The following is a 15,492-nucleotide window of genomic DNA, read 5'->3' on the forward strand; positions in this document are numbered from 1 at the left end:
ATCGCATTGCCAAGATCAGGAGCGGGTGGCGCTCATGACCTCACTGTGGCGCAGACGACTCTTCAGGGTCAAGGGTTCCGCCCGGGACGGCACCCCGATCAGTCGACGAGCAGCGCGGGCTCCTCCAGGATGCTGGCGACATCGGCGATGAAGCGGCTCATGCCGTCGCCGTCGATGACACGGTGGTCGAAGGAGCCGGCGACCGTGGTGACGAACCGCGGACGCACCTCGCCGTCGACGACCCACGGCTTCTGGCTGATCGTGCCCATCGCCACGATGCCGGCCTCGCCCGGGTTGATGATCGGGGTTCCGGCATCCATCCCGAACACGCCGATGTTGGTGATCGTGATCGTTCCGCCCTGCTGATCCGCCGGCGGGGTCTTGCCCTCGCGCGCCGTCAGGGTGAGGCGATTGAGCGCACGGGCGAGCTCGCGCATGTTGAGGTCCTGTGCGTCCTTGATGTTCGGCACGAGCAGACCGCGCGGGGTCGCCGCGGCGATGCCGAGGTTGACGTAATGGCGCACCGAGATCTCTGCGCCGCCATCGGTTTCGACCCAGGCCGCGTTGACCATGGGGTTGCGGCGGACGGCCCAGATCACCGCGCGCGCGACGATCAGCAGCGGAGACACCTTGATGTCGGCGTAGTCGGGTGATGTCTTCAGGCGCTTGACGAGCTCCATCGTGCGCGTCGCGTCGACTTCTTTCCAGACCGTGACGTGCGGCGCGGTGTACGCGCTCTGCACCATGGCGGAGGCGCTGACCTTGCGCACGCCCTTGACCGGAATCGACTCGGTGCGCGCCTCGGAACCGTGAGAACCGGATGCAGCCACACCGCGCGCGAGGCCGACCGGAGCGCTCTTCGGCGCCGGCACCGTCTCCTCGCGCACCGCGCCCCACTCCGGGGTCTCGATGTTGCGGAACACGCTCGCCTGTGACGCCTGCTTCATGACGTCGTCGCGAGTGACCTCGCCGTCGGCTCCGGTCGGAGTGACCGAGGACAGATCGACGTCGAGGTCGCGGGCGAGCTTGCGGATCGGCGGCTTCGCGATGACGCCGACCGAGGAGCGCACCGGGCGCGCAGCGGCACGCGTGCGCCGCGAAGTCGCCCCTGCACCCGTGCCGTAGCCGACGAGAACCGAGCCGCCCGGCTCTTCCGCGGGGGCAGGCGGCTGCGTGGCAGCGGCGGGTGCGGCATCCGACACGAAGCTGATGATCGGCGTACCGACCTCGACCGTCGTGCCCTCGCCTACCAGCAGATCGCCGACGACACCCGCGTACGGCGATGGCAGCTCGACAAGCGATTTGGCCGTCTCGATCTCGCAGATCACGTCATTGATCGCGACGTCGTCGCCGGGGGCGACCTTCCACGTGACGATCTCAGCCTCGGTCAGACCCTCACCGACGTCGGGGAGGTTGAAGTTCTGCGTGCTCATTGCAAGTCCTTTCGGAACCGGAGTCAGTAGGCCAGCGACCGGTCGACGGCCTCGAGGATGCGGTCGGCATCCGGGAGGAAAGTGCCCTCGAGCTTGGCGGGCGGGAATGGAGCGTCGTACCCCGACACCCGAAGCACCGGAGCCTCGAGTGCGTAGAACGCGCGCTCCATGACGGTCGCGGCGATCTCGCTGCCGACGCTCGTGAAGCCCGCCGCCTCCTGCGCATAGACCACGCGGCCGGTCTTGCGGGCCGAGTCGAGAATGGGGCCGTAGTCGACCGGCGACAGAGACCGCACGTCGACGACCTCGCAGCTCGTGCCCTCGCTCTCGGCGAGCGCGGCTGCCTGCAGCAACGTGGTGACCATGGCGCCGTGACCGACCAGAGTGACGTCGGTGCCGGTGCGCACCACGCGCGACGCGTGCAGCGCTGCGGCGGACTGCTCGAGATCGACCTCGCCCTTCTGCCAGTACTTGCTCTTCGGCTCAAGGAAGATGACCGGATCCTTCGAGGCGATGGCCTCCTGGATCATCCAATACGCGTCGTTCGGCGTGGACGGCGAGACGACCCTCAGGCCAGGAGTGTGTGCGAAGTACGCCTCGGGGCTCTCCTGGTGATGCTCGATCGCACCGATGTGGCCGCCGTACGGGATGCGGATCACGATGGGCATCGACAGCGCACCCTCGTGCCGGTTCGTGATCTTCGCCAGCTGGGAGGTGATCTGGTCGAACGCCGGGAACACGAATCCGTCGAACTGGATCTCGCAGACCGGGCGGAAACCCGCCATCGCGAGGCCGATCGCCGTTCCCACGATCCCCGACTCCGCGAGCGGCGTGTCCAGCACGCGCTTCTCGCCGAAGTCGCGCTGCAGGTTCTCGGTGATGCGGAACACTCCGCCGAGCTTTCCGATGTCCTCACCCATCAACAGCACGCTCGGGTCGTCTTCCATGGCCTTGCGCATGCCGGCGTTGAGGGCCTTGCTCAGCGGCATCGTCTCGAGCGTCATGCGCGGATCCCGCCGTTCTGCGTGGGCTGTTCGAAGGATGCCTCGTACTGTTCGCGCCACGCCCGCTGCTCATCCATCAACGGATGCTGCTCGCTGTAGACGTGATCGAAGATCTTGTTCGCGGGAGGCGACTCGAGCGCGAGGGTGCGGACGCGGAGGTCTTCCGCCGCTTCGGCGGCCTCGGCATCCACCTCTGCGAAGAACGATCCTGCGGCTCCGCGTCCTTCGAGGAAGGCACGCATGCGCGGCACCGGATCCCGCAGCTCCCACGACTTCTCCTCGTCGCTGGTGCGGTACTTCGTCGGGTCGTCGCTCGTGGTGTGCGCACCGAGACGGTACGTCTCCGCCTCGATCGCGCGGGGGCCCTTGCCCGCTCGCGCTCCATCGAGCGCCACACGAGAGACGGCGTAACTGGCGAGCACGTCGTTGCCGTCGACGCGGATGCTGTCGATGCCGTAGCCCGCACTGCGCTGGGCGAACGGCACACGCGTCTGCGTCGCGACCGGCACCGAGATCGCCCACTGGTTGTTCTGCAGGAAGAAGACCGTCGGGGTCTGGTAACTGGCGGCGAACACCATCGCCTCGTGCACGTCGCCCTGACTCGAGGCGCCGTCGCCGTAGTAGACGATCACGGCCTCGTCCCGCTCGGGGTCGCCGGTGCCGGAACGGTCGCCGAAGTTGAGGCCCATGGCATAGCCGGTCGCGTGCAGCACCTGCGATCCGAGCACCAAGGTATACAGCCGGGTGTTGCCGTTCGCGGGGTCCGTCGGATCCCAGCCGCCGTGCGAGATGCCGCGCATCAGCTTGATGATGCCGATCGGATCGACGCCGCGGATGCGCGCGACGGCGTGCTCACGGTACGAGGGGAACAGCGTGTCCTGCGCTCGCGCGGCACGGGCGGAACCCACCTGGGCCGCCTCCTGGCCGCGGCTCGGCGGCCAGAGCGCCAACTGCCCCTGGCGCTGCAGGTTGGTTGCCTGATTGTCGATGGCGCGGATGACGACCATGTCGCGATAGAACTGCTCGAGCTCTGCATCACTGATCGCTTCGATCAGCGGCAGATACTGCTCGGCGGCAGGGCTGGGCGCGAAACGGCCATCCGCCTCGAGGACGCGGACGAGATCAGTTTCTGACGAGGTCACCGTTCTAAGCTAGCCGCCTTCGCATGCCCGGTCACGCATACCTAGGACGCCCTCGTATCTGCCCGGAGCCCGGAGAAACCGCTGGTCAGAGCACAGTGGACACGACGTGGAGCACTCGGTCGATGGAGGCTTCCTCACCGACGGAGATCCGGATGCCGTCGCCGGAGAACGGCCTGACGATGACATCGGCGGCCACAAAGGCTGCGGCGATCTCGTCGGTGCGCGCGCCGGTGGGCAGCCACACGAAGTTGCCCTGCGCGTCCGGCACTTTCCAGCCCTGTGCACGCAGCGCGGTCACCAGGGTCGTCCGCCGCTCCACGATCACAGCGACGCGCTGCATGAGCTCGGCCTCTGCGTCGAGGCTCGCGATCGCGGCGGTCTCTGCGGCTGCTGTGACGGACAGCGGGATGCCGGTGGCCCTGGCCGCGTCGAGAACCTTGGCCTGACCGATCGCGTAGCCGACGCGGAGTCCGGCGAGTCCGTACGCCTTCGAGAAGGTGCGCAGGATCACGACGTTGGGGTGCTTCTCGATGACCCGCTCCTTCAGTCCATCCACCGCGTCGGGTGCGGTGACGAACTCGGCGTACGCCTCATCGAGGATGACGAGCACATCGGCGGGGACGCGAGCGATGAAGGAAGAGAACTCTTCACTCGTGATGACCGGGCCGGTGGGGTTGTTCGGGGTGCACAGCAGGATCGCGCGGGTGCGGTCGGTGACGGCATCCGCCATCGCGTCGAGGTCGTGGCGGCCGCTGGATTCCGCATCGCCCGACTCTTTGAGCGGCACCGGGATGCCGGTCGCGCCGGCGACGAGAGGAAGACCGGGATACGCCTCGAACGAGCGCCACGCGTACACGACCTCATCACCGACGGATGCCGCTGCCTGCACCAGCTGGTACAGGATCGCGACGCTGCCGCTGGCGACGTGCACCTGGTCGAGGTCGACGCCGTAGCGGGCGGCCAGGCGCTCGCGCAGGCGGGTGGCCGTTGCATCCGGGTAGCGGTTGATCGGCGTGGTGCGCGCGAGCGCCTCGAGCACCGACGGCAGCGGCTCGAACGGGTTCTCGTTGCTGGAGAGCTTGAAGGCATCGGGCCCTGCCTGCTTGCCCTGCCGATACGGCGCGAGGGCAGCGATCTCTGGGCGGATGCGGGGAAGGATCGGCTCGGTCACGAGGTCAGTCTACGAGCGGAGCGAGCTGCTGCACGTACGCCCGGTGACAACCGCCACCCGTCGTGCGAGACTGAATCCACCATGCGCTTCATCATCAGAGTCGTCATCAACGCGTTCGCCCTCTGGGTCGTCACGCTGATCCCCGCGCTGCAGGTCGCGATCATCGCCTTTCCCCCTGGGGAGACTCTGCAGCTGGTTCTGACGCTGCTCGCGGTCGGGGCGATCTTCGCGTTGGTCAACACCATAATCGGCACGGTCATCAAGGTCGTCGCATTTCCGCTCTACATCCTCACGCTCGGTCTCATCGGGTTCATCATCAACGGCTTCCTCCTATGGCTGACCGCGTGGATCACCTCCGGCTTCGGCTGGGGTCTGACGGTCGGCAGCTTCTGGTGGGGGGTGCTCGCGGCGATCATCATCTCGATCATCAACGCGGTGTTCGGCGCGATCCTTCGACCCCAGAAGAAGCAGCGCCGCGACTGAGCAGCGCCCGACTGACCACAGGGCCCGAGTGAACGGCGCCCGATTGGCCACAGGGCGCATCATTCGCGCCGCGCGACGTACTCCGTCGATTCGATCGCCACGGCCTCGTTGAGCTCTCTCGCCTTGTCGAGCCACGCGTCCAGGCGCACGTCTCCCGACGCGTCGACCATCTCGGCGGTCGCGGCATAGCTCTCCATCAGATGCGCTGGAAGGAGCAGATCTGAGGGATCGCCGTCTCGGGTGATGACGATGCTGTCCGGTGAGCCGGTGCCACCCGGCGATCCGCCACCGGCGAGGCTGCTGACCGCGTCGTCAGTGTGCCGGAACTCGATCAGCAGCTGATCTTCTCCGACCGCCGGATGCACAGGGCTGCCCGCGGTGACCTGCACCGTCACTTCGAACTCACTCTGCGATGACAGGTACGCGGCGTTCATCGCCGACTGCGAGTGCGCATACACGTGCACCTCGTCGCCGGGCTGCGCGCCGGCAGCTTCCAGGGCCTCGAGCGTCGCGACGTACGACGCCGATTCCTGCCCGGTGTACAGGTCGAGATTCGACTTCAGATCGAAGGGTTCTTTCGGATCCACGCTCACCTGCGTCCCCTTCGCATAGAGCACGAATCTGTTCGTGCCGTTCGGCATGGTGTACTTCTCGACCTTGAGTTGCGCGCCCTGCTCAGTCGGGAACCGCCTCAACGCCTCAGCCAGGCTCGTCGGCGGAGCGATCGGCTGGTTCGTCTTCACAGGTGTCGCCGACACCGGCCCGCCGCTCCCGGACAGCGTCGCATTCGGTGCGACCCTGCCGGTGCCGGTCGCTGCGACCATCGCCGCGAGGCCCAGCAGCGCGCCCAGATCGGGGCCGGCTGCTCCCGCCGGACCGGTGGGACCAAGGTCGAGCTGATCGCGCAGCCCTTCGAACCGCTTGTCCTTCCACGCGGCGAGCAACCACGTCTCCATCTCCGCCACGCGCGGGTCGGATGCCACGAGCTGCGCGATGCGCGCATTGAGGGTGAAGGCCTGCGCACTGTCCTGAATCGCGAGTGCAGCCAGCTGCGCTCTGAGCTCGACGACTTCGTAGACATCGGCCATCAACAGCGTGTTGACGGATGCGGTCCGACACTCGTCGTGCAGAACATCGATCCGTTGCCCGCTCGCCCAGAGTGCCACGGTGTCGACATGACCGCTGAGTTTCGGCGTCGCGACGATGAACGCGTGGGCGCTGCGGATCGCTGCTGCCGCATCCGCGAGTGTCGGTGCGATTCTGCTCATGCTCTCCGCGACCGCTCGCAGAGCTTCGGGGTCGACGCTGATGGCGCCGCCGTGAGTGATGTCGACTCCGTCGCTCATGATCGCCCTGACGCCTCGAGTTCCCACAGACGACTGCTCAGCACGCCGACCTCGACCGTGGCTCGAGCCTTCAGATCGACGATGAGCGTGTGCAGAGCCCGCACTCCGTCGGCCTGCCAGTCGCTCGCGTCCACGAGCGGCAGGAGTCCCGCTCCGGCATCCTCGAGGGCGGTGATCGCCTCGTTGAGCGCGCGTTGCGCCGAGAACCACCTCCAGATGGCTTCCGAGGACCACGTGTCGGCCGCGATGATGTTCAGCATGCGCCAAGAATGCCCGGCGTCATGCTGCGATGATCCCCGCCGGTGCGGGAACCGTGCAGAGTCGGTCCGATCATGAAGCCGTGCAGAAGGAGAGAAGCGGCACAGGAAGTGAGCAGCTGCGAGGCGCGCGAGGAAGGCGCCTCGACTGTGCAGGAAGGATGCCGAAGGGCAGAATGGGACGGTGACCTCGCCGGAACCGTTCCGCGTCATCTTCGTGTGCACGGGCAATATCTGCCGCTCTCCCATGGCGGAAGTGGTGTTCCGCGACCTCGCGGAGCGCCAGGGGCTCGGATCGCGGATCGCATCGAGCAGCGCCAGCACTGGTGAATGGCACGTGGGCGAGCGCGCGGACAATCGAACCATCGAGGCCCTCGAACGACGTGGATACGATGGTTCCCGTCATCGGGCGAAGCCCTTCACCGCAGCATCCTTCGCCGACAACGACCTCGTGGTCGCCTTGGATCGCACCCACGAGCGGATCCTCCGGGAGTGGGCGCGCGATGAGGATCAGGAGGGCAAGGTGACCCTGCTGCTGACGTTCGGCCATGACGCCGAGAACCTGGACGTGCCCGACCCCTACTATGCGGAGGCGGAGATGTTCGACGCCGTGCTGGCTATGATTGAGACCGCGACCCGAGGCCTGTTCCGTCAGCTCGAACCCGCCCTGCGTTCCAGCCGCACGACGCCCCGCACGATGCCCCAGAACTGAAGGGGCCCGATCAGGAGGACTCCCCTGACTTCCCCGAACTCCTTCCCCGTCCAGCCGTTGAGCCCCCTCGACGGGCGCTACCGTCCCGCCGTCGCTCCCCTCGGTGACTACCTCTCCGAAGCCGGCCTGAACCGTGCGCGCGTCGAAGCCGAGGTCGAATGGCTCATCGCTCTGACCGACGGTTCATTGTTCGGCACATCGCCGCTGGCGGATGCCGACAAGGAGCGCCTGCGCGGCCTGTACCGCGACTTCGGCCAGACCGAGATCGACTGGCTCGCCGAGAAGGAAGCCGTCACTCGTCACGATGTGAAGGCCGTCGAATACCTGGTGCGCGACCGCCTGTCGACGCTCGGGCTTGACTCGATCGCAGAGCTGACGCACTTCGCCTGCACCAGTGAGGACATCAACTCCGTCTCGTACGCGCTCACCGTCAAGCGTGCGGTCGAGAACGTGTGGCTACCGGCATTCGACGATCTGATCGCCAAGCTGCGTGATCTGTCGACCGAGCATGCGGATGCTGCGATGCTCTCCCGCACGCACGGCCAGCCCGCGACACCCTCGACGATGGGCAAGGAGCTCGCGGTCTTCGCATGGCGCCTCGAGCGCGTGCGCGCGCAGATCGCCGCATCCGATTACCTCGCGAAGTTCTCCGGCGCCACCGGAACCTGGTCGGCGCATCTCGCTGCGGATCCGGACGCGGACTGGCCGACGATCGCCCGCGAGTACGTCGAGGGCCTCGGTCTCGGCTTCAACAACCTGACCACCCAGATCGAATCGCACGACTGGCAGGTCGAGCTCTACGACCGGGTCCGTCATGCCGGCGGCATCCTGCACAACCTCGCCACCGACATCTGGACCTACATCTCGATCGGCTACTTCACGCAGATCCCGGTCGCCGGAGCCACCGGTTCTTCGACGATGCCGCACAAGATCAATCCGATCCGCTTCGAGAACGCCGAGGCGAACCTCGAACTCTCGGCAGCGCTGCTCGGCTCGCTGTCGCAGACGCTGGTCACCTCGCGACTGCAGCGCGATCTCACCGACTCGACCACGCAGCGCAACATCGGCGTCGCATTCGGGCACTCTCTGCTCGCACTCGACAACCTGCGGCGCGGGCTGAACGAGATCTCTCTGGCCCGCGATGTGCTGCTCGCCGACCTCGATGTGAACTGGGAGGTTCTCGCCGAGGCGATCCAGACCGTGATCCGCGCCGAGGTCGTCGCCGGTCGCTCGACGATCAGCGACCCTTATGCGCTGCTGAAGGAGCTGACCCGCGGTCACCGCGTCGGGGCGGCAGAGCTGGCATCGTTCGTCGAGGGCCTCGAGATCGGGGATGCTGCGAAGCAGCGCCTGCTCGCGCTCACACCCGCGACGTACGTCGGCATCGCCGAGCAGCTCGCGAAGTAGGGCGTCGGCGCTGCGGCCGGCGGGTCCGCTGACTCAGGCCGTCGAGGAGTCTGTGTCCGTGGTTCCCGACGCCGGCCCCTCGTCGGGCTCTTCGTCGTACAGAACAGGACGATCGAGCGTCTTGTCCTGGTAGTCACGCGGGTCGACGGCGAGGATCAGCATCGACATGATCAGCAGGGTCACGATGAACGCGCCGCCGCCGATGACCAGTCCCAGAACGATCGGTGTGAGGCCCTGGTAAGTGCCGTTCGCGATCGATGCGTTGACGCGCGAGGTGAACGCACCGGTCGAGACCAGGGTGACGACGGCCGCGAAGATGCCGCAGACGAGCGCGATCCCGAGTAGATGCAGCGGACGCAGCAGCTCTCGTCGATTGGCCTTCTTCTCGCTCACGCGGCTCCTCCAGTGTCAACCGGTGCGCTTGTGGCGTCATCGGTGTCGGCATCCTTCGTCGAGGCATCCTTCGACACGTCCGTGCGATTCGGTGAGAACCCGGCGATCGCGAGGAACACGGCGACGATCGCGGTGTAGCCGCCGACCATGCCTACGGCGAGGATGATGCCGGTGAGCGTCAATGCTCCCGCGTCGTCCACCGAGTACTGCAGCGAGTATCCGGCAGGGATGATGAGCAGGACGACCGCGAGCAGGAGTCCGAGGGCGCCGACGGTGATGGCATCCTTCGCTGTCGGATCCGTCCCCCTGGCGCGAAGACCGGCGATGAGCTCGACGAGGCCGGATGCCGCCGCCCAGATGATCACGACGATGAAGAAGACCGAGTCGGTGCGCCAGGTCGGGATGCCGCTGACGATCGCCGCGAGCAGGTCGATGACCGCCAGCAGGATGAACGGCCAACGCGACCCCGCCGGCGCGGTGAGCCAGGCGCCGAGCGCGAAGATGAATCCGCTCGCGGCGACGAATCCGCCGAAGACCGCGAAACCGACAGCCGCCGAGTGATCAGGCGAGAACGTGATCATGAGCGCCGAAGCCGCCGCGAAAAGAGCGCGCAGCAGTTGGATGTTGCGCACGGTGAAGGTGCGAGCTGGGGCAGACATGACGATTCCTCGGTCTTCCAGGGTGGTGCATCCAGTCTACGCGTGGGCGACTGGCCGACGCGTCCGCCAGTCAACGGCTCTGCTGTGGGGTTCGGCGGCGTCCCCAGACACGATCACCGAACCCCACAGTTCACGCAGGGGGCACTGCGCCAGGTCAAGCATCGATGCGGAGACGGAGTCCCGCCCGCAACGATCTGACCACGTGACCCGCGCAAGGCGCCCCGGGCCCGAGGTGCCTGCGTGTGGTCATATGCTCAAGGTACCGAGTGGTTCTTCACATACCTGGGGGAGGTCTGTGATGTACGAAGAAGATCCGGCGAACACTGAGCAGAGGGCCGATTTCGCGGCGACATTGCGTGCCGCGATCACCGCACGCGGTGTGACGCTGACGTGGTTGCGGGAGCGACTGGCGGCCAGTGGAAATCCCGTCTCGGCGGCGACGCTCAGTTATTGGCGCTCCGGTGCCAGGCGCCCGGAAGGCCCGCGATCGCTTTCAGCGCTCGCGGAGATCGAGTCGTTGCTGCAGATCGATCCCGGTTCGCTGCGCCACATCGTCGGGTCGAGTCAGCGCGTCGGCCCCATCGGCGCCCCGCAGTACCCACTCGAGGCCGCGCGGCTCGAGCGTGCGACCGCCGAGACGTTCACTGCGCTCGGCGCACCGGTCATGGACCCCGGTCGTGACGTCTCCACCACAGCCGTGACAGACGTCGGCGCCGATGGATTCGTGATCTCGCGCACCACTCGCACGCTGCTGCAGTGCACGTCGGGCACGATCACGAGCGTCCCCTACCTCGATCTCACGCCCGGTGTCCGAACACCGGCACCGATTTTCAGAGTGGTGTCCGGTGGTCGCATCTCACGGCTCCACTCGCATCCCAGCGGCGAGGTGCACGGTGCGATGTTCGAACTCGAACGCCCGCTGGGGCCGGCGCAGACGACGATGCTGGAATGGAAGCTGGAGTATCCACCCGGCTACCCCGGCACGCGCGAGACCGGTCACGGAGTCGCCAGACGCGCGCGCGAGTTGGTGCTCTGGACCAGATTCCATCCGGACGCGCTGCCCACCTGGCTCGAGGAGACGGCTGAGACACCTGGCGAGACCGTCGAGACGCCGATGTTCCTCAACGGTGCGACGACACTGCACCAGGTCCGCCATGCGTGGGGACCAGGGATGCTCGTGCTGCGCTGGGGGTACGGCGACCGGGCGTGACAGCGCCATAATGCGGATTTGCAGTTGCCATCCGTGACCCGCCGATAGGCCACTCTGCGCTAATAATGCGCATTATCAGGTTGACGGTGCGCACCACGCAGCACAGACTGCTGTCTCGTCACCACGCATTCATGCCGAGCGTCAGATCGAGGAGGATCGATGCCGCGTCACCGCTCCACACAGGCCGACGTCGCCGCGATGGCCGGCGTCAGCCAGTCGACAGTGAGCTTCGTCCTCAACGGCAACGCGCCCATCGGCGTGCGCATCTCCGAAGAGACTCGCAAGCGCGTGCTCGACGCGATCCGCATCACCGGATACTCCGCGAACCCGGTCGCGCAGAGTCTCGCCGGCGGCCGGAACCAGATCCTCGGCGTCTTCACCTACGAGACGACATTCCCTCGCGGCGGGCGGGACTTCTACGGCCCCTTCCTCGTCGGCATCGAGCATGCCGCCGAGCAGGTCGGCGTCGATATCCTCCTGTTCACCTCTGCCCGTGTCGTGGATGGGAAGCGCAGGTTGTCTCGCGACGGATGGCAACGGCTCGGGATCGCTGACGGGTGCCTCCTGCTGGGCCAGCACGAGGACCAGGGCGAGCTGCAGCATCTCCTCGATACGAACTACCCGTTCGTGTTCGTCGGCAAGCGCATCAGCGAGGGACGGCTGCTCCCCTACGTCGGCGCCGACTACATCACGGCGACCACCCGTCAGGTCGAACATCTGATCGCCTCGGGTCACCGGCGCATCGGCTATGCCGGACCGCAGAGTGCGGACCAGTCGACGCTCGATCGAGTGGAGGGGTATCGGCAGGCGATGCGGGCACATGGTCTGCCGCCACGCTTCGTCGACCTGCACGATGTGCCCGTCGGCGCGGAAGAGATCGCGGAGCGCCGGCTCACCGCCATCCTGGTCGCCCCCGAGAACTCACCGGACGAACTCGCCGACGCGCTGGAGGCGCGCGGCCTGCGCGTGCCTCATGACGTATCGATGCTGCTCCTGGGGCAGCCGATCCACCCAGGACGCGCTTCGCGACGCTGGTCGGGGTTCACGGTCCCGCGCGAGGAAATGGGCGCTCGCGCTCTCGTGCTCCTCTCCCGGATCGTCGAACGCGAGGCGGCGAGCGGGCGCGCTTCCGACGCCACCGCTCTCGACGACGCAGATCTCCACCAGATCCTCGACTGCCCCGACGTCGACGGCGACTCGCTGGCTCCTGCGCGCGACGCCGATGACCGGGCGCAGGCACTCACGACTTCCGCATCGACCGAAACGGCTCCGGCCGCCAGCCCCGAAGGGACCCTCAGTGACCACGCGTGAACTGACCACCGACATCCTCATCGTCGGAGCAGGATTGGGAGGCGTCGCCGCCGCCCTTGCCGCCGCCGACCGCGGTTCGCGCGTGATCCTGACCGAGGAGTTCCCGTGGATCGGCGGGCAGCTGACCTCACAGGCGGTGCCGCCGGACGAGCACCCCTGGGTCGAGGAGTTCGGCATCACCGCCCGCTATCGGGCGCTGCGTGACGGCATCCGCGATGTCTATCGACGCCGGTACCCGCTCATCGACGACGCACGTGCGAAGGCCGAGCTGAATCCTGGCGCCGGCTGGGTGTCGAAGCTGTGCCACGAGCCGCGCATCGCCGTCGGCGTGCTGGAGGAGATGCTCGCCCCGCACCGCTCGACCGGCAGGATCACCCTGCTCGAGAGGCACCGCCCGATCGCCGCGACGGCCGACGGTGACCGTGTCACCTCCGTGACCCTCGCCTCCGAGATCGGAGAGCCTGATGTGACGGTCCATGCCTCATACGTGATCGATGCGACGGAGACCGGTGAGCTTCTGCCGCTCACGGGCACTGAGTATGTGACCGGGTTCGAGTCCAGGTCTGAGACCGGGGAGCCCAGCGCCCCTGAGACTGCCCAGCCCGACAACGTCCAGGCGCTCAGCGTCTGCTTCGCCGTCGAGCATGTGGACGGCGACCACACGATCGAGCGCCCTGCTCGTTACGACTTCTGGCGCGAGTACACGCCATCCGCATGGCAGGGTCACCCGCTCCTTTCGTGGACAGCGCCCAACCCTCGTACGCTCGAGATCGACACCCGCGCCTTCGGCCCGAACCCGGGCGACGATGCGCTCGCGGTCGATGCCGACCAGTCGAAGAACGCCGGCGATCAGAATCTGTGGTTCTTTCGCCGCATCGCCGCCCGTGACCTGTTCGCGCCCGGCTTCTACGAGAGTGACATCTCGCTGGTCAACTGGCCGAGCATCGACTACTTCCTCGAGCATGTGCTCGACGTCCCCCGCGAGACGGAGCTCGAGCGCTACGAAGACGCGCGGCAACTGAGCCTGTCGATGCTGTACTGGATGCAGACCGAGGCTCCCAGAGCCGACGGCGGCACCGGGTTTCCCGGCCTCAGGCTCCGACCGGACGTGATGGGCTCGGCCGACGGACTCGCCCAGGCGCCGTACCACCGCGAGTCCCGTCGTATCCGGGCGCTCACGACGATCACCGAGAACGACGTCTCCTACGAGATCCGAGGCGACGCCGGGGCGACCCGCTACGAGGAGTCTGTCGGAGTCGGGATGTACCGGATCGACCTGCACCCGTCGACCGGCGGCGATACCTACATCGACGTGGCATCCGCGCCTTTCGAGATCCCCCTCGGAGCGCTGATCCCGCGACGCGTGACGAACCTGCTCGCGGCGAACAAGAACATCGGCACCACGCACATCACGAACGGTTGCTACCGGCTGCACCCCGTCGAGTGGAATATCGGCGAAGCCGCCGGGCATCTCGCCTCGTTCTGCGTCGCGACCGACACGACGCCGCACGCCGTGCACTCCGACACCACGCAGCTCGAGGCCTACCAGAGCGAGCTCGATGCCACCGGCGTCGAGCGGCATTGGCCGGAGGGACGCGTATACGCGTACTGAGACCCGAAGCCCACTCGAACACCACGATTCACAGAATGGAGAGACCAATGAGTTACCCGCAACCACGTAGACGTGCACCCCTCGCGGTCGGCGCCGGCATCGCAGCCGTCGCCCTCACCCTCGCCGGATGCAGCAGCGGACCCGCCGAGACCGAGACGCCCGATGAACCGGTCGAGTTGCGCATGACCGTCTGGACGGCTGATGAGACACAGCTCGCCCTTTTCCAGGAGATCGCGGATGCCTACGTCGCGGAGAACTCCGACCTGGTGTCCGGTGTGACGTTCGAACCGATTCCGTTCGACGCGTACACGACAACCCTGACCACGCAGCTCGCCGGCGGCAACCCGCCGGACCTGGGGTGGATCCTGGAGAGCTACGCACCGGAGTTCGTGCAGAGCGGTGCGCTCATCGACATCGCACCGACGTTGCAGGAGGCCGAAGGGTACGAGTACGACGACCTGCTGGACTCGTCGCTCGCGCTCTGGCAGCAGGACGACGGGCTCTTCGCCTACCCGTTCTCGAACAGCCCGTTCGCGATGTTCGTCAACACCGATCAGCTCGCAGCAGCAGGCCAGCCGAACCCTGCTGAGCTCGTCGCATCCGGAGACTGGACCCTCGATGCCGCGCGCGACATGTCGGCCGCGGCGGCCGCCGCTTCGGGGAAGCAGGGCCTCGTCGTCCGCGACTTCGACTACAAGGCCTGGGAGGTGCTCGCCTCGGTATGGAACGGATGGGGCGCGGCGCCGTGGAGCGAGGACGGCACGCAGTGCACGTTCACCGAACCGGAGATGGTCGACGCGATGACGTGGATCCACGACGCGATCTTCACGGATGCTGCGATGCCGGAGCCGGGCGTCACCGCCGACTTCTTCGCAGGCGACGCGGCGATGACGATCACTCAGATCAGTCGCGCATCAGCTCTCGATGACTCGTTTGCGTGGGACATCGTGCCGCTTCCGGCCGGCCCTGAGGGACAGCAGAACGTCATCGGCCAGGCCGGCATCGGCGTCTTCGCGAATGCGGAGCACCCCACGATCGCGGCGGACTTCCTCGCCTACTTCACCGCGCCTGAGAACGCCGAGAAGCTCGCGACGTACTTCCCGCCGCCGCGGGAGTCGCTGCTGAACGCCGAGACGCTGGGCGCCGCCAACCCGAAGCTCAGCGAAGAGCAGTTGCAAGCGGTCGTCGTCGACGGCATCCAGGACGCGGTCACAAAGCCGACGCACGCCAACTTCGCGAAGCTGCAGGACACCGTGCGTGCGGAGCTCGACGCACTGTGGACGGCTGATGCCGATGTCGAGGCCGTCCTCGAAGACACCTGCGCCGCCGTCTCGCCGCTGTTGGAGGGCTGA

Annotated in this window: 15 protein-coding genes; 7 read left to right on the forward strand and 8 right to left on the reverse strand. The window is 67.0% G+C overall.

Translation table 11 applies throughout. The features are described from left to right. Positions 1–98: 98 nt before the first annotated feature. The 4 genes from QFZ46_RS07435 to QFZ46_RS07450 all read right to left on the reverse strand — a co-directional run bounded on the left by QFZ46_RS07435 (position 99) and on the right by QFZ46_RS07450 (position 4,750). Positions 99–1,433, reverse strand: a complete 1,335-nt coding sequence (locus QFZ46_RS07435; protein WP_307359957.1) for a dihydrolipoamide acetyltransferase family protein — start codon at positions 1,431–1,433, stop codon at positions 99–101. A 23-nt stretch (positions 1,434–1,456) separates the two neighbouring features. Beyond that, entirely contained in the window at positions 1,457–2,437 is a 981-nt protein-coding gene (locus QFZ46_RS07440; protein WP_307359959.1) for an alpha-ketoacid dehydrogenase subunit beta, read from the reverse strand. Beyond that, a complete protein-coding gene (locus tag QFZ46_RS07445; RefSeq protein ID WP_307359962.1) occupies positions 2,434–3,579 on the reverse strand; it encodes a thiamine pyrophosphate-dependent enzyme in 1,146 nt (381 codons plus the stop codon). Before QFZ46_RS07445 ends, QFZ46_RS07440 begins: the two co-directional genes overlap by 4 nt. Before the next feature lie 85 nt (positions 3,580–3,664). Then, entirely contained in the window at positions 3,665–4,750 is a 1,086-nt protein-coding gene (locus QFZ46_RS07450; protein WP_307359963.1) for a histidinol-phosphate transaminase, read from the reverse strand. An 81-nt stretch (positions 4,751–4,831) separates the two neighbouring features. Between QFZ46_RS07450 and QFZ46_RS07455 the strand changes: the two genes are divergently transcribed. After that, positions 4,832–5,233, forward strand: coding sequence for a phage holin family protein (locus tag QFZ46_RS07455; protein WP_307359965.1), 402 nt, complete (start codon positions 4,832–4,834; stop codon positions 5,231–5,233). Positions 5,234–5,292: 59 nt separating this feature from the next. On the opposite strand, the gene QFZ46_RS07460 is transcribed toward QFZ46_RS07455, so the two are convergent. Further along, entirely contained in the window at positions 5,293–6,579 is a 1,287-nt protein-coding gene (locus tag QFZ46_RS07460; RefSeq protein WP_307359966.1) for a hypothetical protein, read from the reverse strand. Then, positions 6,576–6,839, reverse strand: a complete 264-nt coding sequence (locus QFZ46_RS07465) for a hypothetical protein (RefSeq protein ID WP_307359968.1) — start codon at positions 6,837–6,839, stop codon at positions 6,576–6,578. The genes QFZ46_RS07460 and QFZ46_RS07465 overlap by 4 nt, the downstream gene beginning before the upstream one ends. A 244-nt stretch (positions 6,840–7,083) precedes the next feature. On the opposite strand from QFZ46_RS07465, the gene QFZ46_RS07470 reads away from it, so the two are divergent. Beyond that, positions 7,084–7,548 (forward strand): low molecular weight protein-tyrosine-phosphatase, encoded by a 465-nt coding sequence (locus tag QFZ46_RS07470; protein WP_307364524.1) that lies wholly within the window; start codon positions 7,084–7,086, stop codon positions 7,546–7,548. Between the two features lie 57 nt (positions 7,549–7,605). Further along, positions 7,606–8,955, forward strand: a complete 1,350-nt coding sequence (gene purB / locus QFZ46_RS07475; RefSeq protein WP_307359971.1) for an adenylosuccinate lyase — start codon at positions 7,606–7,608, stop codon at positions 8,953–8,955. A 33-nt stretch (positions 8,956–8,988) separates the two neighbouring features. Here purB and QFZ46_RS07480 read toward each other — a convergent pair whose 3' ends face one another. Further along, positions 8,989–9,348 carry a hypothetical protein gene (locus QFZ46_RS07480; protein WP_307359974.1) on the reverse strand — a complete coding sequence of 120 codons (360 nt, stop codon included), beginning with the start codon at positions 9,346–9,348 and terminating at the stop codon, positions 8,989–8,991. After that, positions 9,345–10,007 carry an acyl-CoA synthetase gene (locus QFZ46_RS07485; protein WP_307359977.1) on the reverse strand — a complete coding sequence of 221 codons (663 nt, stop codon included), beginning with the start codon at positions 10,005–10,007 and terminating at the stop codon, positions 9,345–9,347. Before QFZ46_RS07485 ends, QFZ46_RS07480 begins: the two co-directional genes overlap by 4 nt. A 298-nt stretch (positions 10,008–10,305) precedes the next feature. Between QFZ46_RS07485 and QFZ46_RS07490 the strand changes: the two genes are divergently transcribed. From QFZ46_RS07490 to QFZ46_RS07505, 4 genes are all read left to right on the forward strand, one after another. Further along, positions 10,306–11,217 carry a helix-turn-helix domain-containing protein gene (locus QFZ46_RS07490; RefSeq protein WP_307359979.1) on the forward strand — a complete coding sequence of 304 codons (912 nt, stop codon included), beginning with the start codon at positions 10,306–10,308 and terminating at the stop codon, positions 11,215–11,217. Positions 11,218–11,376: 159 nt separating this feature from the next. Then, the gene (locus QFZ46_RS07495) at positions 11,377–12,528 is read left to right on the forward strand and encodes a LacI family DNA-binding transcriptional regulator (protein ID WP_307359980.1); all 1,152 of its coding nucleotides are present in this window, start codon (positions 11,377–11,379) and stop codon (positions 12,526–12,528) included. Continuing rightward, on the forward strand, positions 12,515–14,140 hold the full coding sequence (locus QFZ46_RS07500; RefSeq protein WP_307359981.1) for an FAD-dependent oxidoreductase: 1,626 nt from the start codon (positions 12,515–12,517) through the stop codon (positions 14,138–14,140). Before QFZ46_RS07495 ends, QFZ46_RS07500 begins: the two co-directional genes overlap by 14 nt. A 47-nt stretch (positions 14,141–14,187) precedes the next feature. Continuing rightward, a complete protein-coding gene (locus QFZ46_RS07505) occupies positions 14,188–15,492 on the forward strand; it encodes an ABC transporter substrate-binding protein (protein ID WP_307359982.1) in 1,305 nt (434 codons plus the stop codon).

Source organism: Microbacterium murale, from assembly GCF_030815955.1.
GTDB lineage: Bacteria > Actinomycetota > Actinomycetes > Actinomycetales > Microbacteriaceae > Microbacterium > Microbacterium murale_A.

Bases quoted from the DNA above. Each gene is read 5' to 3' on its own strand.
- QFZ46_RS07435 (WP_307359957.1), bottom strand. From the start codon at position 1,433: ATGAGCACGCAGAACTTCAACCTCCCCGACGTCGGTGAGGGTCTGACC.
- QFZ46_RS07440 (WP_307359959.1), bottom strand. From the start codon at position 2,437: ATGACGCTCGAGACGATGCCGCTGAGCAAGGCCCTCAACGCCGGCATG.
- QFZ46_RS07455 (WP_307359965.1), top strand. From the start codon at position 4,832: ATGCGCTTCATCATCAGAGTCGTCATCAACGCGTTCGCCCTCTGGGTC.
- QFZ46_RS07460 (WP_307359966.1), bottom strand. From the start codon at position 6,579: ATGAGCGACGGAGTCGACATCACTCACGGCGGCGCCATCAGCGTCGAC.
- QFZ46_RS07465 (WP_307359968.1), bottom strand. From the start codon at position 6,839: ATGCTGAACATCATCGCGGCCGACACGTGGTCCTCGGAAGCCATCTGG.
- QFZ46_RS07470 (WP_307364524.1), top strand. From the start codon at position 7,084: ATGGCGGAAGTGGTGTTCCGCGACCTCGCGGAGCGCCAGGGGCTCGGA.
- QFZ46_RS07485 (WP_307359977.1), bottom strand. From the start codon at position 10,007: ATGTCTGCCCCAGCTCGCACCTTCACCGTGCGCAACATCCAACTGCTG.
- QFZ46_RS07490 (WP_307359979.1), top strand. From the start codon at position 10,306: ATGTACGAAGAAGATCCGGCGAACACTGAGCAGAGGGCCGATTTCGCG.
- QFZ46_RS07495 (WP_307359980.1), top strand. From the start codon at position 11,377: ATGCCGCGTCACCGCTCCACACAGGCCGACGTCGCCGCGATGGCCGGC.
- QFZ46_RS07505 (WP_307359982.1), top strand. From the start codon at position 14,188: ATGAGTTACCCGCAACCACGTAGACGTGCACCCCTCGCGGTCGGCGCC.